The following is a 26,183-nucleotide window of genomic DNA, read 5'->3' as shown; positions in this document are numbered from 1 at the left end:
GCACAACAAAGTGTTGCGGACCGTTTTGGATCGGTCTTCGACCTCAGTCTCAACGAGTTTCGTCAGCTTTGCTGATTCCATGGCATTCGCTGCGTCTTTTGCACTGCTTCTTGGTTCGGTGGCTCCACGGCTGCTTCCGACGGCATTGGAGGAGCCGAAGATCTGTCGGGTCACAGACCAATGCTCGAACACGCTGACAACAGCAGTCAGAGGAGTGCCGCTATAAACGCATGAAAGTTGACTATTCAGGCTTTGCCGTGCTGAGCGTGCTCGCGAGCCTCGATGGTCTTACGCAAATCATCGGCCACCGATAGGAGAGCATCTCTTTCGATCGCCAACGTAGAATCCGCGGCGGCTTCGCGACACACGCGTTCCAAGTCTACGAAATTCCCGTAGTTCGCGCTCCAATGCTTTCCTCATCCCTGGGCTAACGACGGGCGAATGCAGTTCCTCGACTTCCAGTATATGCGGTTACCGAACGCTCTCGCCATAAAATTGCTAGTTGGCGCACCGGAGACTACGACATTATGTTAATGCCCTCGCATCGATCCGTGCCGGGCGTCGTTGAGGAGGCGGACGATGATCCCGGCATCGAATCGCGCGGCGGGCTACTGGTCAAATTGCTGATTAATTGGGGACTCGAACCCCCGACGATCCCACGGGCCCTATCTGCGGCTATATAGAGCGCAGCCCTCCAGTACAGAGCTAAGGCTACCCAGCGTTTGCTTTCAGGCCTGCCGCCTGGATGCCCGCAACCGCACAGGCCTCGTCGTTGTCGGACGTATCGCCGGAGACGCCGACGGCGCCGAGAAGCATGGTGCCGTCCATGATCAGCACGCCACCGGGGACGGGCACCAGGGCGCCCTTGGCGATGGTGTTTACGGCGTCGATGAAATAAGGCTGCTCCTGCGCGCGCTGGAACAGGGCGCGCGAGCCGAGGCCCATGGCGAGCGCGCCATAGGCCTTGCCGTGGGCGATCTCGGCACGCATCAGGCTGGTGCCGTCCTGAGCTGCGGCAATCTTGAGCACGCCGCGCGCGTCGAGGACGGTGACGACGAGCGGCTTGAGCTTGAGTTCACTCGCCTTGGCGAACGCGGCGTCGAGGATTTTTCGAGCGGTGTCGAGCGTGAGATCAGCCATGGCTGGGTTCCTTTGCAGCTGGAGACGTGGTATTGGTGTCGGCGCGGTCGAGGCTCATCGTCAGCACGCGGGCGACGTGAAGCGCCTCGCGGCCAGCGCCGTCGTGGATCTGGTGGCGGCAGGAGGTGCCGTCGGCGACGACGAGGGTGGAGGGATCGGCCTTCCGCACAGCCGGCAGCAGCGACAGCTCGGCCATCTCGATCGAGGCATCGTAGGTGTCGGCGCCATAGCCGAACGCACCGGCCATGCCGCAGCAGCTCGACTCGATGGTCTCAACCTTCAGACCTGGAACGAGCCGCAGCACCTGCTCGACCGGCTTGAAGGCGCCGAAAGATTTTTGATGGCAATGGCCGTGGACCATGGCCCTCTCGGCGACAGTCCCGAGCGGCAGTTGCAACCTCCCAGCCTGGGCCTCGCGCGCCAGAAACTCCTCGAAAGTGAGCGCATGGGCACCGACGGCCTTGGCGTCGTTGTCCTTGCGCAGTGAGGCGAGCTCGTCGCGCAATGTAAGCAGGCAGCTCGGCTCGAGGCCGACGATCGGCACACCGCGCGCGGCAAAGGGCGCGAAAGCAGCGACCAGACGGTCCAGCTCGGACCTCGCTTGATCGACCAGACCAGCGGAGAGGAAAGTGCGGCCGCAGCAGAGCGGGCGGCTGCCGCCGGTGGGTTTCGGCAGATGCACGCGATAGCCGCCGGCCGTCAGCACACGCAGCGCGGCGTCAAGGTTTTCGCGCTCATAAATGCGATTGAAGGTGTCGGCGAAAAGAACGACCTCGCGGCCGCCCTCCGGCCCGGCCGTTTCGGCGGGCGACACGAAGATGTCGCTGCGGAACGCGGGCAGGGAGCGGCGGGCACTGATGCCGGCGAAGCGCTCGAACAGCTTTCGAAGCAGCGGACTGTGGTTGCGCAAATTCGCCAGCGGCGCGAAGCGCGCGGCGAGGCCGGCATAGCGCGGCAGATAGCCGACCAGGCGATCGCGCAAGGTGAGGCCGTGGGAAGCTGCGCGCGCCGCCAGCGCCTCGATCTTCATCTTGGCCATGTCGACGCCAACAGGACATTCGTGGCGGCAGGCCTTGCAGGAGACACAGAGCTTTAGCGTCTCCATCATCTCGTCGGAGGCAAGCGCATCGGGACCCAGTTGGCCTGAGATCGCGAGCCGCAAGCTGTTGGCGCGGCCGCGCGTGGCGTCCTTCTCGTTGCGCGTGGCGCGATAGGACGGGCACATCACGCCGCCCTCGAGCTTGCGGCAGGCGCCGTTGTTGTTGCACATCTCGACCGCGCCCTGGAAACCGCCGCCCGCGCCGGGCCAGGCGGACCAGTCGAGCTTGGTCTTCAGCTCGCCGACGCGATAGTCGGGCTTGAAGCGGAAGAGGGAGCGGTCGTCCATCCTGGGCGGGTCGACGATCTTGCCGGGATTGAGCACGCCTTCAGGGTCGAAGCGCCTCTTCACCTCACGGAAGTCTGCGACGAGGCGCGTCCCGAACATGCTCTCGTGGAATTCCGAGCGGACCAGGCCGTCGCCGTGCTCGCCGGAATGCGAGCCCTTGTATTCGCGCACCAGCGCGAAGGCCTCCTCGGCAATGGCGCGCATCGCCTTGACGTCCTTCTCCAGCTTGAGGTTCAGCACCGGACGCACATGCAGGCAGCCCTCAGAGGCGTGGGCATACATCGTGCCGCTGGTGCCGTGCTTCGCAAACACCTCGTTCAACCGCGCCGTGTAATCGGCGAGGTGCGGCAGCGGCACGGCGCAGTCCTCGACGAAGGAGACCGGCTTGCCCTCCTGCTTCATCGACATCATGACGTTGAGGCCGGCGGCGCGGAAATCGGCGATGCCGCTCTGCAATGCCGGCTCGGTTATCTCAACCACGCCGCCCCATTTGCGCGTGTCGTTATTCCAGCCGAAGCCGAGATCGCCCATCAGCTCGGTGAGCTCCTTGAGACGCGCGAGATTATCCGCCTGGTCCTCCTCGGCGAACTCGACGACCAGCACGGCATCAGGATCGCCCTTGATCGCTGCGTTGATGATTGGCTTGAACATCGCGATGTCGCGGCCGAGCGCGATCATGGTGCGGTCGACCAGCTCGACAGCGATCGGCTTCAGTTTGACCAGATGCTGGGCCGCATCCATCGCCTGGTAGAAGCTGCCGAAATGGCAAACGCCGAGCGCCTTGTTGCGGATAACAGGCCACAACTTCAGTTCAACCTTGGTGGTGAAGGCGAGGGTGCCTTCGGAGCCGACCAGCAGATGCGCCATGTTGTTGGGCGCGTTGCGCGGCACCAGGGCATCCAGATTGTAGCCGCCGACGCGGCGCTGCACCTTGGGAAAGCGCGCGGCGATCTCGTCGGCTTCGCGCGCACCGAGATCGAGCATGTCGCGGACGAGGGCGCGCAAATTGTCGCTGGCATTTACGTCGGAGAGATCGCGCGACACCTCGCCAAAACGGCTCAGCGTGCCGTCGGCGAGCGCTGCCTCCATCGACAGCGTGTTGTCGCGCATGGTGCCGTAGCGAAGCGAGCGGCCGCCGCAGGAATTATTGCCGGCCATGCCGCCGATGGTGGCGCGTGAGGCGGTGGAGACGTCGACCGGAAACCATAGGCCGTGCTTCTTGAGCTGGCGGTTGAGATCGTCGAGCACGATCCCGGGCTCGACCACGCAGGTGCGGCTGGCGAGGTCGAGCGACAGGATCTTGTTGAGGTGTTTGGACAGATCGACCACCAGGCCGTCATTGACGGTCTGGCCGCATTGCGAGGTGCCGCCGCCGCGCGGGGTGACCTTCACCCCCTCATCACGCGCAATCGCCAGGGCCCGCAGCGCCTCGTCCATGGTCCTGGGGACGACCACGCCCGAGGGCATGATCTGGTAGAACGAGGCGTCGGTTGCGTAGCGGCCGCGGCTGAAGCGATCGAACAGGACGTCGCCGGTGATGTCCCGGGCAAGACGTGCCGCCAGACGCTCCGTTTGGACCGATTTCGGTGATTTTCCAGCCATTTCCGCTGTCATGATCCGCTTTCGTCTGTTCGCCGGCTCCGTCTTGCCTCCCGTCACGGCCCTTGGCAAGCGAGCCCTGCTTCTTGTGCATTGACGGACCTCGCCGGGCGAGGGACAAGCCCGGCGAATGGTGATATGCGAGCGGCTCGCGATAGCCCCGAATTCGGGGCGCCGACGCTAACGCCGAGACAAGCCTCAAAGACCGGGAAGGACGCCTATGACCGTGCATACTGGAAGGCATTTCTTACAGATTCCAGGACCGACCAACGTGCCCGACCGCGTGCTGCGGGCGATGGATATGCCGACGCTGGACCATCGCGGTCCGGAGTTCGCCGAGCTCGGTTTTGCGGTCCTCGCCTCGATGCAGCGGGTGTTCCGCACCAAGCAGCCTGTGATCATCTTCCCCTCGTCCGGCACCGGCGCCTGGGAGGCGGCGATGGTCAATGTGCTCGCGCCCGGCGACAAGGTGCTGATGTGCGAGACCGGCCAGTTCGCCGTGCTGTGGCGCGGCATCGCCGACAAGTTCAAGCTCGAGGTCGACTTCATCCCGAGCGACTGGCGCCATGGCGCCGACCTCGCCGAGATCGAGAAGCGCCTTACGGCCGACAAGCAGCACGCGATCAAGGCGGTCTGTGTGGTTCATAACGAGACCTCGACCGGCTGCGTCACGCCGCCGCTCGAAGTGCGCAAGCTGCTCGATCGCGTCAAGCATCCGGCGCTGCTGATGGTCGACACCATTTCCGGCCTCGGCTCGATGGAATATGAGCACGACGCCTGGGGCATCGACGTCTCGGTCGCCGGCTCGCAGAAGGGCCTGATGCTGCCGCCCGGTCTCGGCTTCAACGCCCTCTCGGAGAAGGCGCTCAACGTCGCCAAGGCCAATCCCGGCATGCGCTCCTATTGGGACTGGCAGGAAGTGATCAGCTTCAACAAGCTCGGCACCTTCCCCTATACGCCCGCCACCAATCTGCTCTACGGCCTGCGCGAAGCGGTGAAGATGCTCGAGGAAGAAGGCCTCGAGAACGTCTGGGCTCGCCACAAGCGCCACAGCGCGGCGACGCGCGCGGCGGCGAAGGTGTGGGGCCTGGAGACGCAGTGCGTCGATCCCGCCGCGCATTCGCCGGCGCTGACCGGCGTGCGTGTGCCTGACGGCTTTGATGCCGACGCCTTCCGCAAGGTGGTGTTGGAAAACTTCGACATGTCGCTCGGCACCGGCCTCAACAAGGTCAAGGGCAAGGTGTTCCGCATCGGCCATATCGGTCATTTCAACGATCTGATGCTGATGGGCACGCTCGCCGGCGTCGAGATGGGTCTCGATCTTGCAAAGATTCCGCATCGGAGCGGCGGCGTGCTGGCAGCCATGGACGTCCTGAAGGGACGTGACGCGGTGCCGATGGCCAAGGCCCAGGTGGCCTGAACTAACTTGGAAAGTGATAGCGCGATGAACCTACCTGCGACTGCCAACGAAGACCTGCTCTACTCCGTCACGGGCGGCATCGCGCGGATCACCTTCAACCGCCCGCAGGCGCGCAACGCCATGACCTTCGCCATGTATGACCGCATGGCGGAGATCTGCCAGGAGATCAACGCCGATCGTTCGATCAAGGCGCTGATCCTCACCGGCGCCGGCGACAAGGCGTTCGCCTCGGGCACCGACATCTCGCAATTCCGAGCCTTCAAGACGGCGCAGGATGCGCTCGACTACGAAGCGCGGATCGACCGCGTGCTCGGCACGCTCGAACAGTGCCGCGTGCCCGTGATCGCGGCCATTGCGGGCGCCTGTACCGGCGGCGGCGCCGGCATTGCCGCCTGCTGCGATCTTCGCATCGGCACTGAAACGACGCGCATGGGCTTTCCGATTGCACGCACGCTCGGCAACTGCCTGTCAATGTCGAACATCAGCCGCGTCGTCGCGCTGGTCGGACCTGCGCGCACCAAGGATCTGATCTTCAGGGCGCGCCTGGTCGAGGCGCAGGAAGCGCTCGCGCTCGGCCTCCTCACCGAAATCGTGCCTGACGTCGAGACTCTTCAGCGCCGCGCGGATGAAACCGCAAAGCTCGTCGCGAGCCATGCGCCGCTGACGCTGGAAACGACCAAGGAGGCGGTGCGTCGCATCCGTCCGACGCTGTCGCGCGAACAGGGCGAGGACCTGATCCTCAAGGCTTATATGAGCGAAGATTTTCGCGAGGGCATGGACGCCTTCCTCAACAAGCGCACGCCGAAGTGGAAGGGCAGGTAGCGCGTGCTTCGTCAGCCGAAAGTCATATGTGACCCAATGTCCGCCGGCTTGAACTCGCAACCCTTAGTCCGCACAATACTTCGATAAATTTCCCGGCATCACAAAGCCAATAATAGTCAGGGACGATACTCGTGCGTATTCCAGTGAAAGCCATCGGGGCTGCGACGGCCTTGTTGTTCAGTGCGCCGGCCGTCGCCGGCTGGGAACCGACCAAACCCGTCGAGATCGTGGTGGCGGCAGGCGCGGGCGGCGCCTCCGACCAGATGGCCCGGATGATGCAGGCCGCGATCCAGAAGAACAATCTGATGAAGCAGCCGATGGTGGTGTCGCTCAAGGGCGGTGCATCGGGCGCGGAAGCGCTGATGTACATGAAGTCCAGCGAGGGCGATCCCAACAAGGTGCTGATCGCCTATTCGCTGATCTACATGCTGCCGCTCTCGGCCAAGATCCCGTTCAACTGGCGCGAGCTGACCCCGGTCTCGGTGATCGCGCTCGACCAGTTCGTGCTGTGGGACAATGCCGCCGGTCCCAAGACGGTGAAGGAGTTCATCGCGGCTGCGAAGGCGGCGAGCTCGCCGTTCAAGATGGGCGGCACCGGGTCCAAGCGCGAGGATCACGTGCTGACCGTGTTCCTGGAGCAGAAGACCGGCGCGAAGTTCTCCTACCTGCCCTACAAGTCCGGCGGCGAGGCTGCCACGCAGCTCGTCGGCAACCACACCGAATCCAACGTCAACAACCCATCCGAAAATCTCGAAGTCTGGCGCGCGGGTCAGGTGCGTCCGCTCTGCGTGTTCGACAAGGAGCGCATCTCCTACACCACCAAGGTGACCGACACGCAGTCCTGGGCCGACATCCCGACCTGCAAGGAGGAGGGCGTCGACGTCCAGTACCTGATGTTGCGCGCAATGTTCCTGCCCGGCAAGGTCACGCCGGAACAGCACGCGTTCTATGTCGAGCTGTTCCACAAGGTGACGCAGACCGCCGAATACAGGGAATACATGGAGAAGCAGGCGTTGAAGCCGATCTTCCTCACCGGCAAGGACATGGTGCACTTCCTCGAGGAGGACGACGCCCAGAACAAATCGCTGATGACGGAAGCCGGTTTCGTCGCGAAGTAATCACACCCCCACCTCATGCTCTGCGAAGGCGGGGCATCCAGTATGGCACAGAATGCGACGAAAGACGGCTTCTGCACGGCTTACTGGATCATCCGCCTTCACGGATGACGACGGCGCAACTTGATCTGGCAGAGCATGTCCCAAACCGACCTTGAAATCGTCGTCGACGATCCAACCGCGCCTGAAGACAACTCCCCTCCGTCACGCCGACCAGCACCGTCGAACTGATCGTCTGCCTGCTGCTGCTCGCGCTCGCCGCCATCCTCGGCTACGACAATTGGCGCACCGGTGCATCCTGGGATTCGACCGGGCCGGAGCCTGGCTAGTTCCCGTTGTATCTCTCCCTCGTCCTCGGCGGCGCTAGCCTCTATGGCCTCATCGTCGCGTTGCTGGCGCGGCGCGCGATATCCGAAACCTTCGTCACGCGCGCACAGGCGCGCCGCGTGCTGGCGGTGTTCGTGCCGACGCTGCTGTTCTGCCTGGTGACGCAATTCCTCGGCCTTTATGTCGCAAGGTTCCCTTTTGATCGCCGGCTTCATGCGGGCGATCGGCAAGATCGCACTTTGGAAGTCGCTGCTCATCGATCTCGTGTTCACGGCGATCATGTTCGTCACCTTCGACGTCGCCTTCGACGTCATCATGCCGAAGGGCCCGCTCGAAGCGGCCTTCGGTTACTAGGCTGGCCTGGGCGATGGAAGCTCTTGGTCTCCTGCTTCACGGCTTCATCGTCCTGCTGACGTGGAAGACGCTCGTGCTGATGATGCTCGGCCTCGTGCTCGGCATCTTTGTCGGCGTGCTGCCCGGCCTTGGCGGGCCGAACGGCGTCGCCATCCTGTTGCCGCTGACCTTCACGATGGATCCGACCTCGGCGATCGTGATGCTGTCCAGCATCTATTGGGGCGCGCTGTTCGGCGGCGCCATCACCTCGATCCTGTTCAACATCCCCGGCGAAGCCTGGTCGGTCGCGACCACGTTCGACGGCTATCCGNCCGATGGCGCGGCAGGGCCGGGCGGCCGAGGCGCTGACCGCGGCGTTCACGTCCTCCTTCATCGGCTCGCTGGTCGCAGTGCTGCTGATGACCTTCCTTGCGCCGATGATCTCGTCCTTCGCGCTGAAGTTCGGTCCGCCCGAGTTCTTCGCGGTGTATCTGTTGACGTTCTGCTCCTTCGTCGGCTTGGGCCGCGAAGCCAGGCACAAGACCGTCATCTCGATGTCACTCGGCCTTCTGCTCGCCGGCGTCGGCATGGACACGGTGTCGGCCAACTGCGCATGACGTTCGGTTCGCCGAGCTTTTGCGCGGCATCAACTTCCTGGTCGCCGTCATCGGCCTGTTCGGCATCAGCGAGATTCTGCTGACGATGGAGGAACGGCTGGCGCTGCGCGGTCACGCTGCGAGCATCTCGCTGCGCGTGGTGCTGAGTATGTGGAAGGACCTGCCGAAATACTGGGTAACGTTGCTGCGCTCCTCTTTCATCGGCTGCTGGCTCGGCATCACGCCGGGCGGCGCGATCGCTGCGTCCTTCATGGGCTACAATCTGGCAAAACGTTTCGCCAAGGATCCCGAGAGTTCTTGGCAACGGCCGCATCGAAGGCGTGTTCGCGCCGGAGACGGCGGCACATGCCTCCGGCACCTCGGCGCTGCTGCGGATGCTGGCGTTCGGCATTCCCGGCTCCGGCGCCGCTGCGATCCTGCTCGGCGGTTTGATGGTGTGGGGGCTCAATCCGGGCCCGCTGCTGTTCGTCGAGCACAAGGATTTCGTCTGGGGCCTGATCGCCTCGATGTATCTGGGCAATGTCGTCGGCCTCGTGCTGGTGCTGACGACGGTGCCGATCTTCGCCTCGATCCTGCGCGTGCCGTTCGCGGCCATCGCGCCGATGATCGTGGTGTCCTGCGCCATCGGGGCCTACGCGATCCAGAGCGCGATGTTCGACATCTGGCTGATGCTCGGCTTTGGTGGTCCTGGTCGGCTCGATCACGACCCTGGCGCTCCTGCTGCTGTTTTGGCCTTTGGTTGACCGTCTGTTTACCAGCCTCGGGCAACGCATGGAGATCGGCCGGGGTTAGAGGCGGGCAAAAAGCTCTGAAAAATCAATGAGTGTGCTGGAAGGCGGACACGGGCCTCGGCCCGCGCGGAACAATTGTTTCCGAATGTTGCCCCCGTGCGACAGCCGGGCGCGATGCGAGCAGTTATGCTGCGCCCAGAATCTATTGGAAGGGGTTTTTATGAAGCGAATTGCAATCGGTATCACTGCAGCGATCTGTGTGCTGGGCACCAACGCGATGGCTGCCGACCTCGCCGCGCGCCCCTTCACCAAGGCGCCGGTCATGGTCGATCCCGGCTATAATTGGAGCGGTTTCTACATTGGCGGCAATGTCGGCTACAGCTGGGGCCGCGAGCGCGATGACGGCACCCTGACCGGCACCCAAAGCGTGCAGGTGTTTCGTACGGCCGGCCCGACCCCGGTCGGCGGCCCCGTCGTGACACCGCTGGCGGCGCAGACGATCTGGGGCCGCTCCAACGTGAACGGCGTCCTTGGCGGCGGCCAGCTCGGTTACAACTGGCAGCAGAGCAATTGGCTGTGGGGTCTTGAAGCCGACATCCAGGGCAGCGACGAGAAGTCGACGAACAGCGTCTGCTCGGCGATCGGCTGTCCCGCGGGTTCAGTGCTGTTCCCGGCCAACTACAAGCTCGATTGGTTCGGGACCGTGCGTGGCCGCGTCGGCTGGGTCGCGAGTCCGCGCGTGCTGCTATACGCGACCGGCGGTCTCGCTTACGGACACCTCGACGCGAGCGCGCCTGCGATCGGCATCGGCTGGGGCGGCACCAAGGCCGGCTGGACGGTCGGCGCCGGCGGCGAGTTCGCGATTGATCGCAACTGGTCCGTGAAGGTCGAATATCTCTACATGGATCTCGGCTCGTTCAACGGCGCCTCGGCGAGCGCAACGACCGTCACCAACGCGCTCAATACGCCGGCGATCGGTTTCAACACCGTAGCGACGACGACCACGACCGGCAATTTCGGCACCCGCTTCACCGACAACATTCTCCGTGTCGGCGTGAACTACCGCTTCTCGGGCCCGGTGGTCGCCAAGTACTGACGCCAGACCGACGAACTTTGCGGAAATGCTCTGGAGGCCCGGCGCTTGCGCCGGGCCTCTTCGCTTGTCGGGACCGGCCGGACCTGATCCTCACACCACCTTGGCGGCCTTGAGCGCCGCGATCTCGCCGGCACCGAGGCCGAACTCGGCGAGCACCTCGTCGGTCTGCTCGCCGAATTCGGGCGGCCGCGCCACCATCCTGCTCGGCGTGCGCGACAGCGTCACGGGCTGGCCGACCAGGCGGATGTGGCGGCCCTCCTCGTTGGGCACGTCCTGCGCGATACCGAGATGCTTGACCTGCGCGTCCTCGAACATCTGGTCGATGGCATAGATCGGCCCGCAGGGCACGCCGGCCTCGTTGAGCTCGCGGACCCAGGTCTCGGTCGACTTCGTCACCGTGCGCTTCTCGATCTCGGCGTTGAGCGCGTCGCGGTTCTTGGAGCGGGCCGGCGCCGTGGCGTAGTCGGGATTGGTGACGAGTTCGGGGGCGCCGATGGCTTGCGCGCAGCGCTCCCAGATTCGCCCTCCGGTCGTCGCGATGTTGATATGGCCGTCCGCGGTCTTGAATACGCCGGTGGGGATGCTGGTCGGGTGATTGTTGCCCGCCTGCCTGGCCACCTCCTTCTCCATCAGCCAGCGCGCGGCCTGGAAGTCCAGCATGAAGATCTGGGCCTGGAGCAACGAGGTCTGCACCCACTGACCCTTGCCGGAGACCTCGCGCTCCAGCAGCGCTGTGAGGATGCCCATGGCGCAGAACAGGCCCGCAGTAAGGTCGGCGACGGGGATGCCCACCCGCATCGGGCCCTGGCCGGGCGCTCCGGTGATCGACATAAGCCCGCCCATGCCCTGCGCGATCTGATCGAAGCCGGGCCGCTTGTGATAGGGGCCGTCCTGACCGAAGCCGGAGATGCTGCCATAGACGATGAGCGGATTGATCGCAGCGAGGCTCTCATAGTCGATGCCGAGCTTCTTCTTCACGTCGGGGCGGAAATTCTCGACCACGACGTCGGCCTTGGCGGCGAGGCGCTTGAACACGGCGAGCCCACGCTCGTCTTTCAGGTTCAGCGTCATGGCCCGCTTGTTGCGGTGCAAATTCTGGAAGTCGGAACCACGCCGCGGTCCGCCCGGCTGCTCGCCGCCGGCATCTTCCGTGAGCGCGTCGATCTTGATCACCGTCGCGCCCCAATCCGCGAGCTGGCGCACGCAGGTCGGCCCGGAGCGGACACGGGTCAGATCGAGCACGATGAAGCGCGAGAGGGCTTCGGAAGCGTGAGGAAAGGGCATTTCGAGGCTCCGGTGAACGCGAGGAGGGGTTAGTGATTCTGATTGGTCAATTCGAGCGGGAATTCAATGCCTCGAGCAGGGTACCTTGTTCCGCGGCTGCCGCAGAATTCGCTAGGTCTCTCTGAATGTTACGTTATTGTTGACGGTAGTTGCCCGGGTTGAATCGACAGAGGCTTTGTGAACAAAAGACTCGCTGACGCTCGCATTGCTGGTTCCATGAAACCACAAATTAACGCGGGGGACTGAATCCTGACGCCCGAGCCTGGCCGGCGCGCAGCACCGGACATTCTTTGGCGGCGGTCGAACCTCGACTGAAGCTCGATTCGAGACATTACGATGAGAACATCGATCGATGAACTGCTCTCCGACGATCCGTTCTATACGGTTGTCGGCAATAGCATTCAGGGCAGCTATTTCCCGGACACCGCGGGAACCACTCCCGGTTCGACCACCACGACCGGCTCCGTCATGTCGGTCAACTCGGGTGGCATCACCATCAACCTGATCCTCGATGCGGCGGCACAGGCCGCGCCGACCAGCTTCAAGAACGGCCTGCAACAAGCGGTCTCGATCCTGGCCGCCAACCTCACCGACAAGATCACGGTCAACATCAACATCGACTATAGCGGGACGGGCGGCGGCGCTGCGGCGGGCCCTGACAGCGGCTATTATGAAACCTATGCCTGGACCCACTCGCAGTTGGTCAACAATGCGACCGCCGGCGACACGACGTTCAACAGCCTGCCGGCCGGCTCCACAATTCAGGGACAATCGAACGTCGCAGTCTGGAATGCGCAGCTCAAGCTCTGGGGCGTCATCGGCGCCAACGACACCACGACCGACGACGCCAGCGCGTATTTTTCCACCGACATCGACCCTAATCTGGTGGTCGGCGTTGCGCTGCACGAATTGACCCACGCGATGGGCCGGGTGCCCTATGGTTCGGCGCCCGATGTGTTTGACTTCTTCCGCTTCACGAGCCCAAACGTCCACCTGTTCCAGGGCGGCGCTACCGCGCCGCCAGCCTATTTCTCGCTCGACAACGGTGCGAGCAAGATCGCCGATTACGGCCAGACATCCGACCCCAGCGACTTCCTCAATACCGGTGTGCAAGGGCCGAACGATCCCTTCAACGAGTTCTACACAGGTACCACAAGCCAGACGCTTTCGGCGGTCGACCTGAAGCAGCTCGATGCGTTGGGTTTTCATGTGAATCACCCTCCGGCCAAGCCTGATTTGACCGCGTCGTTCGACAGCGTAAGCAGCACGACGATTGCGGCGGGCGGTAGCACTAGCGTTGACTTCTGGATGGTGAATTTTGGCAACGCTCCCGCTGCCGCGTCGATCTCGGGCCTCTATCTGTCGACCGACGCGACGATCACGACGGGAGATACGCTGCTGACGACGGTGGCTTCGCCAGGGCTGTCCGCGAACGGGGCGACGGGCTATTACGATCACCAGACGGTCTCGCTGGCGCTTCCCGCCAATCTGGCACCCGGCACTTATTACATCGGCGGAATCGCGGACTACAATAATGCAATTTCGGAGAGCAACGAGGCCAACAACAATCACAATGTTACGCAGATCACAGTGACAGCGCCGGCCAAGCCTGATTTGACCGCGTCGTTCGACAGCGTAAGCAGCACTACGATTGCGGCGGGCGGTAGCACTAACGTTGACTTCTGGGTGGTGAATCTTGGCAAGGCTGCCGCTGCCGGGTCGACCTCGGGCCTCTATCTGTCGACCGACGCGACGATCACGACGGGAGATACGCTGCTGACGACGGTGGCCTCGCCAGGGCTGTCGGCGAACGGGGCGACGGGCTATTACGATCACCAGACGGTCTCGCTGGCACTTCCCGCCAATCTGGCACCCGGCACTTATTACATCGGCGGAATCGCGGACTACAACAATGCGATTTCGGAGAGCAACGAGGCCAACAACAATCACAATGTTACGCAGATCACGGTGACAGCGCCGGCCTTGCCCGATTTGACCGCGTCGTTCGACAGCGTGAGCAGCACGACGATCGCGGCGGGCGGGAGCACCAACGTTGACTTCTGGGTGGTGAATTTTGGCAAGGCTGCGGCTGCGCCATCGACCTCAGGCTTTTACTTCTCCACGGACGCGACGATCACGACAGGCGACACCTTGCTGAGCACGGTCGCCTCTCCTGGCCTGACGGCCAACGGAACGCCCGGCTACTACGATCACCAGGCGATCACGTTGACGCTGCCCAGCAACGTGGCGCCAGGAACCTACTACATTGGCGCGATCGCGGACTACACCAACGCAATCGCCGAGAGCAACGAGACCAACAACAACCACAACGTAACCCAGATCACCGTGGTTGCGCCATCATCACCGACCCAGCCAGATGCGCTGCTCCATATCGGTCACGATCTTCTGGTCTGAAGCGCGATGATCTCAGAAGACCAGAGTCATCAGTGATTGGCTGCCGCCTTGAGCGCCTGAAACTTCCGCGTTCTCAGCCATTCCGGCAAGGCCCCGGTAGAGCTGCCCGATAAAGACGAGGCGAATGATGTCGCCAGGGCGCCGCAGTCGGGATCATCACGACCCCCGCAATCACGCGCGCCAGCGCGAAGTGTCCGATCGCGATTCTCTGCGCGACGGCGAGCATCGCGCGCGCGTCAAGCAGCCAAACGGTCGATCCACGAAAGCGAACCTTCCGAGCATTCCGGCAAGTTCGACCGCCGGTTTCATGCTTCGGATGCTGCTCTCTCGGTTCGGCTCTGGCGAACGGCATAGTCCGCTTTGACCCTCTGGAAAAACGCCAGGTAACGGCGCGCCATGCTTTCCCATGATAACGTCTGGACGCGCGCAAGTCCCCAATCGCGCAGCTCGTTGTAGCGGTCTCGCTCGGTGCATAGGACCAACATGCGCTGGGCAAGCTCATCGGGAGAGTTCGGGTCCGCCAGCGAAAGCTCCTGAGTGAAGAAGTCCTCCGAATCCAGGGTCCTTCCGACGATCGCAGGCGTTCCGCAAGCCATGGCCTCGACGGGGCTCATTCCAAAACCGTAGCGGGACGGAAATAGAAACAGATCGAGGCCACAATAGAAGCGGCGGATCTCGGTCTCGGGGATGAAGCCTAGGAACTTGTAGTTCGGCTCCGGTATCAGGCGTCGCGCCAGTTCCTTCATCTCATCGATCTCGTTGCCGTCGCTTGCGATCCACAGATGGGCGTTGGGCAACTGAGGCAAGATCTTCGAAAAGGCGATGATCGCCGTGTCCAGACCCTTGGCGCGTTTTGCCTCACCGAGGAAGCCGAAGTGGAGGGGCCGTCGCTCGATTTGAGGTTCGGGAAAAAAGGTCTTGTGGTCGACGCCGAGCGGGATGACCTCGACCCGCTCAGCGGGGACACCGAACAACTCACGGATTTGTTTGGCCGTCGACGGAAATGGAACGATGATGCCGTCACTGCGGCGACATGAAAATTCGATGCAGCGGCGCTTGATGAAGTACTTGGCGGCATTGTCGTAACCCGTCGCAAGGAACGGGATGAGATCGTACAGACCCGTGACGACCGGACGCTGTGCAGCCAAAATGGGAAAGATCCCGGCGATCGGGTAGACCGCGAACCAGAGGTCGTGACGTTTGCGGCGCAGTTCGAGCGTGAAACTTGCGGCCTGCGTCATGGCCAACAATTCGCTGCGAATGATGCCGCGGTCGTAGAACGTGTAGGGCTGGCCAATGGCTTCCAGGCCCGTAACGAGTTCGGCGATCACACGCTCGAGACCCCGACCCGTGCTGTGCCCCTTCGAGAGCGGAAAGGCAGAAATGGCCAGATCGGAGATCTCGCTCGATGCCATGTGATTTTCACGGCTCGGCATCAGGATGCCAATGAACGATCGCTGTCGGCCTGCCTGGCGTTGCTGGTCGGGATCGTGACCGGCTTCTCGCCGACCGAGCCCGGGCGGATGACTTTGCGGATCGAGTAGTACGGCATGTCTTCCACGGCGTAGTAGATTTTGATGAGGAGGTCCGTCAGGATTCCGAGCGATACGAACAGCAGTCCGGCGATGAAGGTGAACACGGTCAAGAGCGGCTCCAGCGTGCTCGAAAGTTTCTGCTCGTTGAGGAACAGGTACACGGTTCGCAGTCCGAACAGAGCCGATATCACGAGAAGTAGGACGCCGACGCTTCCCAAGAGGTGGATTGGCCGCACCGAGTAGCTGCGCCAGAACCACAGCAGCATCATGTCGGCAAGGCCCTTGAATGTCCGAAATACGTTGTATTTCGAACGCCCGGTCGTTCGCGGCCGATGGTTGACCGCGATCTCGCCGACCGAGAAGCCCTGCATCTGCAGGAGGGCGGGAATGAACCGGTGCATCTCGCCGTAGAGCCGCAAATTCTCGAAGCACTCGCGGCGGAAGATCTTGAGCGAGCAGCCGCTGTCGTGGATGTTGTCCCGCAGGAACATCTTTCGCAGCAGATTCGCGCCCCGCGAGATGATGCGTTTGCCGAATGTATCCTTTCGGGATTTCCGCCATCCGGCGACAACGTCGAGGTTGTTCGCTTCCAGATACGCAATCATCTTCGGCATATCGTTCGGGTCGTTTTGTCCGTCGCCATCCATGGTGATGACATAGGGGAATCTTGCCATCTGGAAGCCGCTGTCGAAGGCGGCGGTCTGGCCAAAATTCCGGCGGAAACAAACGACCGTGACCCCGGGCAAGCCGGCTGCAACTTCAGCGCTGCCATCAGTCGAGCCATCGTCGACCACGATGATCTCATACTCGTAGTTATGAGTTTCGCAGACCGACCTGATTTCGCCGATGAGGTTGGTCAGAGCCCCCCTTTCGTTGTAAACGGGAATGACGACGCTGAGCTGGGTGCGTTCCAAAAGGGCTCCTTTGGAAATCATGTTTCTGCGAGCAGGATGACTGGTAGGCGCCGGCGGTTCGGGGTGGTTCCCAACCCCTGGCCGCATTATTGGGCGGCCTTATAGCCGATCTGTCAAGCTTTTCAACGGCTCCCGCCGTCTTCCACTGGAGCGCGAATAAGGCCGGTCGAAGCGGCTGGGTCTGTCAACCGGCGTTGCACGCGCCAGCATGCCGGGCTACGCGTCGTCAATGCTGGAACGTCCGCTGGACATCGCTGTATCTGAACAGCCAGCCGTAATCGAAGCCCTGCTGGCGATCGACATAGACCGCCTTGTCCCGCATCTGCCGCAAGATTTGATTCAAACACCAGCGTCGATTGGCCATATTCTTGCTGACGACCAGGAAATCGGAATCCGCCACGGCGGTTGCGTTCAAGATCGCCCTCAAATCGTCCAGAGACTGGCATTGGTCGAAGTCGAGTTGAATCCAATTGAGTGAAGGGCTCGTGTAGAACGGCCGTCGGTTGTCGAATGCAATTTTTGCCGGTCGATCGGCATTTTTTTCCAGATAGCGAGAGATGAAATACGTCGTTTCTCCCCAGCCCGGCCACATCCACCAGATGTAATGGTTCATATCGATGGCCGACGCATTTTCAACGGTGCGATCGCGTAGGATGTTCTTGTAGCGCAGGTTGGTGGGAGCCGCTTCAAATGCGGTCCACAGGACGGCGCACGTCACCAAGAGATAAGCAGTCGTGGCAGGGACGCGCGGAGGCGCTTTGGCCAGGGCGACCAGCGCCGGAAACGTCCCATAGATGGTGAGGAGAAGACTTACGAGGACGAGATATTTCGGGTCGAAAGGTACGTCGCCGATTGCGTAGGCCAGCAGCGTTGCGGCTGGCACCGCCATCAGCAGAAGCAGGGTGGCTGCATGCGACTTGAAGAGGTATTCATCGTTGCGGGACAGGAACAGAAATAGCGGAGCGGCGGTCACGATCATGACGACCGTGATCTCCGGAAGCGTGTAGAACAGCGTCCTGATTATGCCGAATAGAACCTTGGCGTGGGTGATCCAGGCGCTCTGGTCCAGCGTCGTGATGGAGCTGAAGGCGATCGGCTTCGACACGTAGATTGATCGTGCCGCAAGATCTGCAGGGTGGAGATCATTGCCGGCGATGGTCGGATCGAAAATGAGGTTCTCCTGAAAGATCACACTCAAGACGGCGAAGACCCCGACTGCCGCGGTGAGAAACAGCAGCACGGCCTTCTGGAACACAGGCAGGCCGATCCGCGCCGGCCATACCGGCCGTATCATGGGAACGAGGATATAGAGGGAGGCCAGCACCACGGTGCCCAATAGGGCGAGTCCCATCGGCACGTTGACGAGATACGGCCCGACACTTGAAAACAGGGTCGAGATCTCGCGGGGGTGCCGCCAGTACAGCGGCGAGGCGACAAAGCTGGTGACGAGGAAACTCAGCGCGACCACGCCGAGAAAGCGCGTCAGCCGAAGCAGTGCGGCGCGCCCGTCTGCCGACGAAAACGGGATCAATGTTGTTTCAATCAGGAGGATCAGGACCGCGTTCGAGATGGTGGAATCTTTCTCCAGATAGGCGAGCGCCGCGAAGAAGCCGATCGATGCGAGCGGAAAGACTTTGGAGGAGGATGGACTGGCCGTGCGATAGCGCAGATAGCAAAGCACGGCGATTGCCGAAAACAGTGTCGACAGCGCGTCGTATTTTAGAACCTTCACGAGCCCCTTGAGCATCGGGCAGTTCATGATCAGCGCCAGTGCGAAGAGAAGGGCGATCCGCTGCGATGTGGCGCCGGGGCGCGCCAGTTCGGTCGCGGAGTGCGCCAGATACAGGATTAGCGCGAGCGAGACCGTGACCTGGACGATGGCGAAGGGCAGTATCTTCGTGGAGTGGATATTCCAGACGATGAGATCGTCGGCGTGCCAGAACCAGCCGAACAGGTCCGCAAGCAGCCGCGCGGGTCCGGCGACAACAAGGTTGGAAATCATCGATCCTTGTGCCAGAGACGCCGATCGCGGATCTTTCAGAAAATTGGTCAGCCGGAGCGCAGTGACGTCCTGGTCAGCGGTCGCGTACTGAGACAACGCGTCGAAATAGGAGAGAAGCGAGATCGCGACGGCGACGGCAAGACCGACATAGAGGATGCAGGCGCGCCGTCGGTCTGGAGGAGTGGTGTACGACATTATGAGGCTGGTCGGGTTGATATCCTGAGAAGACGGTGACTGGCGGTGGTCCCCTTAAGGAATGGGGACGATGCCCACTTTTACGGGCGGAGTAGCTTCAACTGGAATGGTCGCGATCCGCTGCTCGGCTGCCATATCGACACCGCGTTCCCTCAGGCAGTTGGCCAAAGCAGGACTTGCTGGGCTGTTGGACAGTACGAAGAGCCGTCCGATAGAACGAAGGTCGGCCGGATCGGTCTTGATACGATGGCAGTTGATCTCGTCCCAGCCTGGCCCCGTGTCGAGCCAGGCGAATCCGAATGCGCGTGTGTTGGTGCCGACGATAAGACCGGGCATGTTGTAGATAGGGAGAACAAGATCGCGCTGCGGGTCGAAGCCGGCGCTTAGAAGGGTACGCTCGATATTCGCCAGCTCGCTCGACAGGCTTGCGCTGACCTTGAGACCCTTGAGCTCAGGCGGGTGATCGAGCCGTGTCGTCTGCCTGAAGATCGTCCCATCCAACCGATACGGAAAGAACAGGCGATTATGTGCAATGGAGACGACCACAAGCAACGAAAAGCAGATGAGGGAGACGGGCGCAACGCAGCCAGGTATCCGGCCGAGGCGCAAACCCGCATGTGTGAGCGCAATGTATCCCGCCGCCATCAGGGGCCCCATGCAGAAGATGCTGTGCGCGAGCAAGCCGGTATTGGTGCCGAGCGAAGTGACGATCGTGAGGATCAGCAACAGAACGAGCAGAATCGACCAGGCCGAGGCGGTCCAGCGACCGGTCTCGTTAAATGGTGCGCTTTTCGGAGGGAGCCGATCCAGCATTGCGAACAGGGCCGCAACGACAATCTGTCCGCCGACGGCATACATGAAGGGCCGACCGGTCATGCCAATCGGCTGGTCACAGACGATCATGGCGGCGTCGGCGCAGAGGCCCGACGGCCAGTTCGCGAAGATGTTGACCAGCGAAAGGTAGTCCCACAGCGGAATCAACGGCAGGAGAGCTGCAAAAAACAGGACACTGGCTCGGACCTGACGGAGCACGGGAGGCGACGGAGACGTGAAGAAAGCTCGCCAGCCCAGCGGCAGGCTCGCAAGGAGCCCGGCCCCGACGGCGGCGGCTGCATAGCGCAGGGATTGCCAGGCAAAGCCGAAAAGATCCACTAGATGCTGCTCAGCCAGCACCCCGTAGTTATAGGACGACCCTTCTGAATTGCCTGTGCTCAGCATGAGCTGAATCACCGGCAAGATCTGCTGCCAAGCGTCGAACGCAGTCGCCAGCACGATTGTCCAGAGCACTCCGAATAGGATGTGCACCAGGGCGAGCCGGATCGTCGCCTGCCAGCCTAAAAGCGTGGAGGCCAGCCAGAGCATCGCCGGCGCGGCCAGCAGATAGCCTGCGCCTGCGCTGATCCGGGCCGCCTCGAGCAACACGATAGCCAGCGACGACAGCGCAATCAGGACGTGACGTCGGATGCCGGGCGCGGCCGTCACCGCAAGCGCAAGCAGTCCCGTGCCGGAGACCAAGCCGAAGGCCGCCACGCTGTTCGACGAAAGAGAAGGTGGGCCAACACCGTAATATCCAAGCGACCCGATCAGAATAGCAATGAAGAATCCCGTCCGGTCCGATTTCGAGCGGGAATTTCCGAAGAGACCCAGGCCTGTGCCCAGGCGCCAGAATCCAGCGGCAAAGATCAAAGAGCCGGCCATGTTCAGGCAAAGTGAAATCACGCGCCAGACAACGATGTTGTTGTGGAACAGGTGGCCCAGCCTGCCGGCGATCAGGTAAATGTGGGTCCCCGAACTCGGCCCGGCATGCTCCATGTCGTACAGATACATCGCCTCGTCGGTCAAATCGAAGCCGCGATCGATGACAAGCAGCATGGTAATCGCTGTGGCCAGCACAATCGAGAGTGCGGGAACAAACCGATAATTTGGAAAGAATTGGGCCCAACGCAGCAGACGTCCGGGTATATAGCCACGCCATAGCAGGCGACCTGAGCTCACTGCGCGCACACCTTGTTTCAACGGTTTGTCGGAACGGAGAGCTGGTTTCTCCGCATGTTGCATTCTTAGAGCATGTGATCATGCCAAGCGAGGGGTGAAGGCGAATGCCTTTGTGAACGCGATAGCGGTTCGAACCTCTTCGTGTGGAGAAGCGAGACCGGCGGAGTTGACGGCTCGCCGCGCGACGTTCAAACGGCGACATTCTCGCGACGGCATTGCCCCGATTTACGGGCCGCCTTAAAAGACATGCTCGGTAGAGGGATGAAATAGCGCCAAAGTGGCGTTTTCTCTCGCAGGAATCAAGTGGCTATCGCCATGGACAGGTATCAGCTTGCTGTGCTCTCCGGCGCTGCGCGAGCTCACGTTTTGAGGAAGGTTGGGGCTTGACCGGCACACAGGCGGATGCGCAAGGCAGCACGGGGTCAGGCAGCGGTCCCGGAGCAGAGGGCCGCTTGGGTCGACTTCTGCATGGCTGGTCGGCAAATCTCGTTCTGTTCGTCCTGGGGTTGACCCAGCAACTGGTTCTCGTTCCGGCGTTCCTGCATTTCTGGTCGAGCGATACGCTCGCTGCCTGGTTTGCTATCTATGCGGCGGGAAGCTTCATGGTCGTTGCCGATTCGGGTCTTCAGTCACGAGCCGTCAACCGATTCCTTGCCTTCAGGTCATGCGCCGACTGCGACGGACGGACGAGCAGTTTCTACAGCGGAACAATGCAGGTTTACCTCCGCTTAGTCCTCTTCTTGAGCGTCGCGGTGGTTGCCATCGTTCTGCTTCTGCGGCCCTCCGCAATGCTGGGGTTCAAGGCGACGGCTTCGTTCGATTCCGCCATGCTGGTCATGATGGTGGGGATGCTTCTTACTTTGCCTGCCAATCTGACTTCAGTCCTCTATCGCGCGCGGGGAAAATTTGGGCGGATCGCCTGGCTGCTGAGTGGCGCTCTCCTGCTGACTCAGATTGCGCAGATCTTGGCGGTGGCCTTGTTTGGCAGCCTGCTTGCTGTCGCGATCGCCTATATCTCGATGCAGCTTCTGTTTACGTTTTTCTTGATTGCGATCGATGCGCCGCGGCTGTTTCCATTTCTCAAACGTGGACCTTGTGCGTGGTCGTGGCGGTGGGGCATCGGACAACTCGGTCGCGCCATACCATTCGGCGTCGCGAACGGGGCCGAACTGGCCATGACAAATCTGCCGGTGCTCCTGGTCAGCGCCTTCGTTGCAGATCGGGTCGCGGTCGCCCAGTGGGGGCTGACGCGCGTCATGGCAAGTCTGGTGAGGGGGTTTTGCAGTCAGATGGTCCTGCCGATGGCGGCAGAACTTGGTCACGACTATGCGGTCGGCGAACATGAGCGGCTGCGCCGGCATTATGCCTATGGTTCGGTGCTCGTGACGGCGCTCGCCAGCGCCGTCGTGGCCGGCCTGCTGTCATTCTGGGCCGACTTCTTTGCGCTTTGGACCCACGGCAGCATTCCCCTGGACATGCCGCTCGCGGTCACGTTGCTGCTTGGGGCCGCTGCCGTCGCTCCTGCCTTGCTGGCGCTTGGTTTTGCCAGCCACAGCAACCGCGCCGATCTGCTGGTACGGACTAAGGGACTGCAGCTCATTGTGTTTCTGGGACTGTCGTTCCTGCTGATACGCGGGCTCGGTCCGCTTGGCGCGGCTATCGCCATCGTCGCGAGCGACTTTGGCATCCAGTTTGGCCTGCTCGCTATTCTCTTGATGAGGCAGACCTTGCGAAATCCGCTCCGGCACGTGGCGTTCCTGGCCCTGATCGCTGTGACCATCGTGGCACCTGGCTGGGCGTTGGGGACGATGGTCGCTGGAATTGCACCCGGGAGCGGAGTAACGCATTTCCTGTCCGAATGCGTGATCTGGCTGATGATTGTCGGCGCGATCGCAAGTCCGCTTCTGAAATCAGGCTTGCGCGCAAGCCTGATCGCTCTGATTCCCTCCTGACAAGGCAAGCTTTGATGGTTCAGCACAGGGTCAACGCCAAGCGGTGTTTCAGCCGCTGCATCTGTTGTGTGAACCGCTCTCGTCCGAGTTCGATTTCGGCTGCGAACTGTTCCAGCCGACGATAGCCCGCCTTACACAAGCGTTCACGCGTGCCGTCCCTGCGAAGCTCGAGGATGGCATCTGCCAGCGACTGGGGTTCATCATAGTCGAACAGGATGGCGGCGTCCCCGACCTGGTCCTTGAAGGCCTCAGGATAGATGACGGGTGTTCCAACCGCCCAGGCTTCGAGCGGAGGCAGGTTGGTGGGGCCGAAATAGCTCGGCATGACCAGCGCGAAGGCCCCGCGGTAGAGGGCGCTGAGGTCGGACGAATCTACGAAGCCGATTATGGAAACCTGCTTGGAGAGACCATAGGCCGCGATGGCCGCGTCGATCTTTTCAAGACCGCCCCGATCCGAACCGCACAGCACCAGGCGCTCTGTGATGCCTTTTTCGCGCAGCAGCGAGAGCGCCATGAGAAGCGTCATGTGGTTCTTGTGCGGCCAGAACTGCGCCGGATAGAACAGATAGCCGGGCTCAAGCCCATGCTTCCCCAGGACCGCTGCGTCGGTTGCACCGGCCTTTGTCGATTGCGCGACATATGGCGATGGCGAGAGGGGTATGCAGACGGCGCGGTCGCGCTCCATGGCGTATCGCCGGCAAAGATTGTCGACCAGTTCGGGGGCATTGGCGATCACAATTGCCGCCTTCGTGCAGGCCAAGCCGAATAAGATCTCCCGCCTTTCAAATTCGCCGAACGCTCGAACCTCCGGGAATTCCGGAGTGTCGCGATGGCAGCCATCGAAGACCGTGATGGTGAACGGAAGCTGGTAAAGCAGGAGATGCCGCTTCGACGTCGACGTGAAATGAACAACGTCGATCCCATCCTTGATCAGAGCTCTCTCGAAGAGCGACTTGGCCTTGAGCGCGATCTGGACGAGATCAAACGGGCGGCAGTATTTGAGGAAGAGAAATCCGTGATCCAGAACACCGAATTTGAGCAGGCGGCCCTCGATCCCGAATTCCTTCAGGGCTTCTATGGTCCGCGGGTAGGGCGAATACACCACGACTACATTGCCGGACTTCTTCGCCCAATCATGGAGCCATAACGCATCGTTCAGGGGCTGCTGGAAGCCGCCACCAACTTCAATGGCTTGCTCCAGCATCACCGCTAGGCGCAACGGTTTCACCTCAGCTCACTCCTTGGCGCTCTTCCTGGCGACCGAGTAGGCGGCTCAAATCCCGCCTGTTCCGGGCAGTTGGTCGCCTGGCGATCATGTCGTGGCTGAGATCGATGCAGGCGGAACTCCAGCCACGACGGGCGAGTTCGATGGCATGGACGCCCGTTCCGCAGCCGAGGTCGAACAGCTTGCCGGAAGTTGCGCCATGATGGTGAAGACGTCCTTCGACGAATGCCGCTTCCGACGAATAGTCCTTGTTTTCGTGGAGAAGGTCGTACCAGTGGGCGTAGTTTGAAAAACCGCTGACGTCGGATTTTCTCTCGGAGCCTCCGCGGAGCGCGCGATCTGCCCTCGGTCGCCAATGAATCGGCAGCGCTCAATTCCATTCATCTGGGATTCCTCAAAAGGTCAACCATTACAAAATGTTAGGTTTGAGGCAGGTGACTTTGGCCATTTTCGCAGGTTACGTCAAGGTCGCGGTCGCGGCGGACGAACTCAGCGTTCCTCCTAGGCGATGAAGTCCAAAATCTCTCGAACTCGTGCGCGATAGTTGTGGCGGGCAAGGGTGGTTTGTTGCCCGGTGGCAGCGATTGCTTTGCGCTCGCCATCGTTTCGCAGGTAACGATCGATGGCCGCAGCGCAGTCTCCGGGCGAGTGCCAGACAGCGACGTCCCGATCCGGTTCAAGCAGCGTATGCAGGTTCCGCTTGAAGTCAGTCAGCAGGAATGTTCCGACGCCGGTTGCTTCGAACAGGCGCATGTTGCCTGCTTCGCTTCCAGCGATGTCGATGTGGGAATTCAGGGTGATGCGGGAGCGCATCAGAACCTGGTACATGTCCGAGCCCCAGACTTCTTCCTGAAAACATCTGCGAAGTGGCGAAGCGGCGGGTAACGAACTAGGGATGTTTCCCCACAACTTCAGATCGAACCGCTCCGCTACGAATTCGAGCAGCGCAATCCGTTCACGATGGTCCTCCGATACGGATCCCACGAAGGAGACGTCGATGTCCAAGGCGGTGGCAGGCGGCAATTGCTGCAGGATGTCCGGCTCAAAAGCCAGATGGCTGACGCGTGCGCGCACGCCGGCCGCCGTGAACATAGCAACCACGCGCGGCAATTGCGACAGCATGAGATCGTAGACCCGCCAATTCTCGCCGCGAGAGGGCTCGATGCCCACCTGCCCGATGACCTTTGACCCGGAGATGGCTTTGATGCGCTCGACCAGGTTGGGGGTCACGTAGAAAACGTCCTGATTGAGGATCAGGTCCGGCCTGTAATCTTCGATCTGGGCGAGGAGAACGCGCTCGAGTTGCTGGTCCAGGCGAGGGCTCAGTCCGATGCGCCGGGCCAGCGGTCGCAGCATTGGCTTCATCGGCGCGATGGTCCGCTGCAACCAACCCGGCAGGCGATCCTTTCGGCTCACGTCCGACGACTTCGGCGCATCCCAGGTGATGCCGTGCTCGCGCGCCCAGGCCGATTGGAGCCACGCATTGTTGACGTGGATCTCCTTCGCCTCATGCCCTAGTGCACGGAAGTTCCGTGAATAGAAATCATTGACGCCGAACAGGCTGGCGTTGCGCGCGTTCATTTGGTCCGCATACGACGCTGTCGCCAGACTGGGGTGGCGACCGTACAGCCATGTCAGGAATCGCGAGTAGTCCGCATTGAGGATGAGTACGCGCATGAATGTCGATTCTGTTGGATCAGAGTTTGCCGCCGCCTGCGCCCTGGACGAGACGCGTCAGCGGCTGATCCACTACATCCCGCGGCGTAACATACCAAAGCAGAAACATCATTGCCTCACCGTGCGACACGACAGCAACTGTCAACGGCACGTTCATGACGACTTGGAGCAACAATCCCCCCGAGAGAAGAATGAACTGCTCAGGCAAGCCCGAGGATGCTCGGTTGCCCAGGCCGATTAAAAGACCGCAGACGATAGCGGATAATAATGGGGCGAGCCTCGGGCCGACCGACGCAATACCTTCCGTGGCAAACAGCGAGGCGTTAAAGTAGCCGATATGATAGCTGTCTCGCATCACGACAGCCAATGGCTCCTTGTAGGGACATGACATAAAACTCTTGA

General features: G+C 61.6%; 18 protein-coding genes and 3 pseudogenes. 10 read left to right on the top strand and 11 right to left on the bottom strand.

The features are described from left to right. Window positions 1-711 precede the first annotated feature (711 nt). Both AOQ71_RS19450 and AOQ71_RS19445 read right to left on the bottom strand, forming a co-directional pair. Complete coding sequence (locus tag AOQ71_RS19450; protein WP_057749426.1) at window positions 712-1,140, bottom strand: GlcG/HbpS family heme-binding protein; 429 nt, start codon at window positions 1,138-1,140, stop codon at window positions 712-714. Beyond that, window positions 1,133-4,141 carry an FAD-binding and (Fe-S)-binding domain-containing protein gene (locus tag AOQ71_RS19445; RefSeq protein ID WP_057749791.1) on the bottom strand — a complete coding sequence of 1,003 codons (3,009 nt, stop codon included), beginning with the start codon at window positions 4,139-4,141 and terminating at the stop codon, window positions 1,133-1,135. The genes AOQ71_RS19450 and AOQ71_RS19445 overlap by 8 nt, the downstream gene beginning before the upstream one ends. Window positions 4,142-4,346: 205 nt before the next feature. Here AOQ71_RS19445 and AOQ71_RS19440 point away from each other — a divergent pair, with 205 nt between their 5' ends. The 7 genes and pseudogenes from AOQ71_RS19440 (at window position 4,347) to AOQ71_RS19415 (ending at window position 10,587) form a co-directional block, all read left to right on the top strand. After that, on the top strand, window positions 4,347-5,546 hold the full coding sequence (locus AOQ71_RS19440) for a pyridoxal-phosphate-dependent aminotransferase family protein (RefSeq protein WP_057749423.1): 1,200 nt from the start codon (window positions 4,347-4,349) through the stop codon (window positions 5,544-5,546). 24 nt (window positions 5,547-5,570) lie between these two features. Beyond that, window positions 5,571-6,368 (top strand): enoyl-CoA hydratase/isomerase family protein, encoded by a 798-nt coding sequence (locus AOQ71_RS19435; protein WP_057749421.1) that lies wholly within the window; start codon window positions 5,571-5,573, stop codon window positions 6,366-6,368. Window positions 6,369-6,499: 131 nt separating this feature from the next. Beyond that, a complete protein-coding gene (locus tag AOQ71_RS19430) occupies window positions 6,500-7,486 on the top strand; it encodes a Bug family tripartite tricarboxylate transporter substrate binding protein (RefSeq protein ID WP_430648636.1) in 987 nt (328 codons plus the stop codon). Between the two features lie 135 nt (window positions 7,487-7,621). Continuing rightward, window positions 7,622-8,164: pseudogene (locus tag AOQ71_RS19425) on the top strand (tripartite tricarboxylate transporter TctB family protein). 13 nt (window positions 8,165-8,177) lie between these two features. Beyond that, window positions 8,178-8,474: pseudogene (locus AOQ71_RS48145) on the top strand (tripartite tricarboxylate transporter permease); the annotation flags it as partial. A 1-nt stretch (window position 8,475) separates the two neighbouring features. Next, window positions 8,476-9,552: pseudogene (locus AOQ71_RS49740) on the top strand (tripartite tricarboxylate transporter permease); the annotation flags it as partial. A 159-nt stretch (window positions 9,553-9,711) separates the two neighbouring features. Then, the gene (locus AOQ71_RS19415) at window positions 9,712-10,587 is read left to right on the top strand and encodes an outer membrane protein (RefSeq protein WP_057749415.1); all 876 of its coding nucleotides are present in this window, start codon (window positions 9,712-9,714) and stop codon (window positions 10,585-10,587) included. A gap of 90 nt (window positions 10,588-10,677) precedes the next feature. Here AOQ71_RS19415 and AOQ71_RS19410 read toward each other — a convergent pair whose 3' ends face one another. Continuing rightward, entirely contained in the window at window positions 10,678-11,871 is a 1,194-nt protein-coding gene (locus AOQ71_RS19410) for a CaiB/BaiF CoA transferase family protein (RefSeq protein WP_057749412.1), read from the bottom strand. Window positions 11,872-12,207: 336 nt separating this feature from the next. On the opposite strand from AOQ71_RS19410, the gene AOQ71_RS19405 reads away from it, so the two are divergent. After that, a complete protein-coding gene (locus tag AOQ71_RS19405) occupies window positions 12,208-14,286 on the top strand; it encodes an NF038122 family metalloprotease (RefSeq protein ID WP_057749409.1) in 2,079 nt (692 codons plus the stop codon). A gap of 305 nt (window positions 14,287-14,591) precedes the next feature. On the opposite strand, the gene AOQ71_RS19400 is transcribed toward AOQ71_RS19405, so the two are convergent. The 4 genes from AOQ71_RS19400 to AOQ71_RS19385 all read right to left on the bottom strand — a co-directional run bounded on the left by AOQ71_RS19400 (window position 14,592) and on the right by AOQ71_RS19385 (window position 20,804). After that, complete coding sequence (locus AOQ71_RS19400; RefSeq protein WP_162268383.1) at window positions 14,592-15,701, bottom strand: glycosyltransferase family 4 protein; 1,110 nt, start codon at window positions 15,699-15,701, stop codon at window positions 14,592-14,594. A gap of 20 nt (window positions 15,702-15,721) precedes the next feature. After that, entirely contained in the window at window positions 15,722-16,735 is a 1,014-nt protein-coding gene (locus AOQ71_RS19395; protein WP_162268382.1) for a glycosyltransferase family 2 protein, read from the bottom strand. 226 nt (window positions 16,736-16,961) lie between these two features. Next, on the bottom strand, window positions 16,962-18,494 hold the full coding sequence (locus tag AOQ71_RS19390) for a hypothetical protein (RefSeq protein ID WP_157083577.1): 1,533 nt from the start codon (window positions 18,492-18,494) through the stop codon (window positions 16,962-16,964). 492 nt (window positions 18,495-18,986) lie between these two features. Then, the gene (locus AOQ71_RS19385) at window positions 18,987-20,804 is read right to left on the bottom strand and encodes a hypothetical protein (RefSeq protein ID WP_057749396.1); all 1,818 of its coding nucleotides are present in this window, start codon (window positions 20,802-20,804) and stop codon (window positions 18,987-18,989) included. A 575-nt stretch (window positions 20,805-21,379) separates the two neighbouring features. On the opposite strand from AOQ71_RS19385, the gene AOQ71_RS19380 reads away from it, so the two are divergent. Next, the gene (locus AOQ71_RS19380; RefSeq protein WP_157083576.1) at window positions 21,380-22,879 is read left to right on the top strand and encodes a lipopolysaccharide biosynthesis protein; all 1,500 of its coding nucleotides are present in this window, start codon (window positions 21,380-21,382) and stop codon (window positions 22,877-22,879) included. A 19-nt stretch (window positions 22,880-22,898) separates the two neighbouring features. Here AOQ71_RS19380 and AOQ71_RS19375 read toward each other — a convergent pair whose 3' ends face one another. Together AOQ71_RS19375 and AOQ71_RS48130 are read right to left on the bottom strand one after the other, a co-directional pair. Beyond that, entirely contained in the window at window positions 22,899-24,107 is a 1,209-nt protein-coding gene (locus tag AOQ71_RS19375) for a glycosyltransferase (protein WP_057749390.1), read from the bottom strand. A gap of 1 nt (window position 24,108) precedes the next feature. Then, on the bottom strand, window positions 24,109-24,249 hold the full coding sequence (locus tag AOQ71_RS48130) for a hypothetical protein (protein ID WP_245317005.1): 141 nt from the start codon (window positions 24,247-24,249) through the stop codon (window positions 24,109-24,111). On the opposite strand from AOQ71_RS48130, the gene AOQ71_RS48125 reads away from it, so the two are divergent. Then, complete coding sequence (locus tag AOQ71_RS48125) at window positions 24,199-24,393, top strand: hypothetical protein (RefSeq protein ID WP_245316998.1); 195 nt, start codon at window positions 24,199-24,201, stop codon at window positions 24,391-24,393. The two genes, AOQ71_RS48130 and AOQ71_RS48125, sit on opposite strands and share 51 nt — an antisense overlap. A gap of 212 nt (window positions 24,394-24,605) precedes the next feature. Here the strand turns inward: AOQ71_RS48125 and AOQ71_RS19370 are convergent, their stop codons facing one another. Both AOQ71_RS19370 and AOQ71_RS19365 read right to left on the bottom strand, forming a co-directional pair. Continuing rightward, complete coding sequence (locus AOQ71_RS19370) at window positions 24,606-25,781, bottom strand: CgeB family protein (protein ID WP_057749387.1); 1,176 nt, start codon at window positions 25,779-25,781, stop codon at window positions 24,606-24,608. 19 nt (window positions 25,782-25,800) lie between these two features. Beyond that, window positions 25,801-26,148, bottom strand: coding sequence for a hypothetical protein (locus tag AOQ71_RS19365; protein WP_157083575.1), 348 nt, complete (start codon window positions 26,146-26,148; stop codon window positions 25,801-25,803). Window positions 26,149-26,183: the final 35 nt, after the last annotated feature.

It is taken from the genome of Bradyrhizobium manausense (assembly GCF_001440035.1).
GTDB lineage: Bacteria > Pseudomonadota > Alphaproteobacteria > Rhizobiales > Xanthobacteraceae > Bradyrhizobium > Bradyrhizobium manausense.
This window is presented reverse-complemented; position numbering and strand designations above follow the sequence as displayed.

What these genes read in the sequence shown, in the direction of transcription:
- AOQ71_RS19445 (WP_057749791.1), bottom strand. Translation starts at nt 4,141, where the DNA reads ATGACAGCGGAAATGGCTGGAAAATCACCGAAATCGGTCCAAACGGAG.
- AOQ71_RS19450 (WP_057749426.1), bottom strand. Translation starts at nt 1,140, where the DNA reads ATGGCTGATCTCACGCTCGACACCGCTCGAAAAATCCTCGACGCCGCG.
- AOQ71_RS19415 (WP_057749415.1), top strand. Translation starts at nt 9,712, where the DNA reads ATGAAGCGAATTGCAATCGGTATCACTGCAGCGATCTGTGTGCTGGGC.
- AOQ71_RS19410 (WP_057749412.1), bottom strand. Translation starts at nt 11,871, where the DNA reads ATGCCCTTTCCTCACGCTTCCGAAGCCCTCTCGCGCTTCATCGTGCTC.
- AOQ71_RS19440 (WP_057749423.1), top strand. Translation starts at nt 4,347, where the DNA reads ATGACCGTGCATACTGGAAGGCATTTCTTACAGATTCCAGGACCGACC.
- AOQ71_RS19400 (WP_162268383.1), bottom strand. Translation starts at nt 15,701, where the DNA reads ATGGCATCGAGCGAGATCTCCGATCTGGCCATTTCTGCCTTTCCGCTC.
- AOQ71_RS19435 (WP_057749421.1), top strand. Translation starts at nt 5,571, where the DNA reads ATGAACCTACCTGCGACTGCCAACGAAGACCTGCTCTACTCCGTCACG.
- AOQ71_RS19405 (WP_057749409.1), top strand. Translation starts at nt 12,208, where the DNA reads ATGAGAACATCGATCGATGAACTGCTCTCCGACGATCCGTTCTATACG.
- AOQ71_RS19390 (WP_157083577.1), bottom strand. Translation starts at nt 18,494, where the DNA reads ATGAACTGCCCGATGCTCAAGGGGCTCGTGAAGGTTCTAAAATACGAC.
- AOQ71_RS19385 (WP_057749396.1), bottom strand. Translation starts at nt 20,804, where the DNA reads ATGCTGCTTGTCATCGATCGCGGCTTCGATTTGACCGACGAGGCGATG.
- AOQ71_RS19370 (WP_057749387.1), bottom strand. Translation starts at nt 25,781, where the DNA reads ATGCGCGTACTCATCCTCAATGCGGACTACTCGCGATTCCTGACATGG.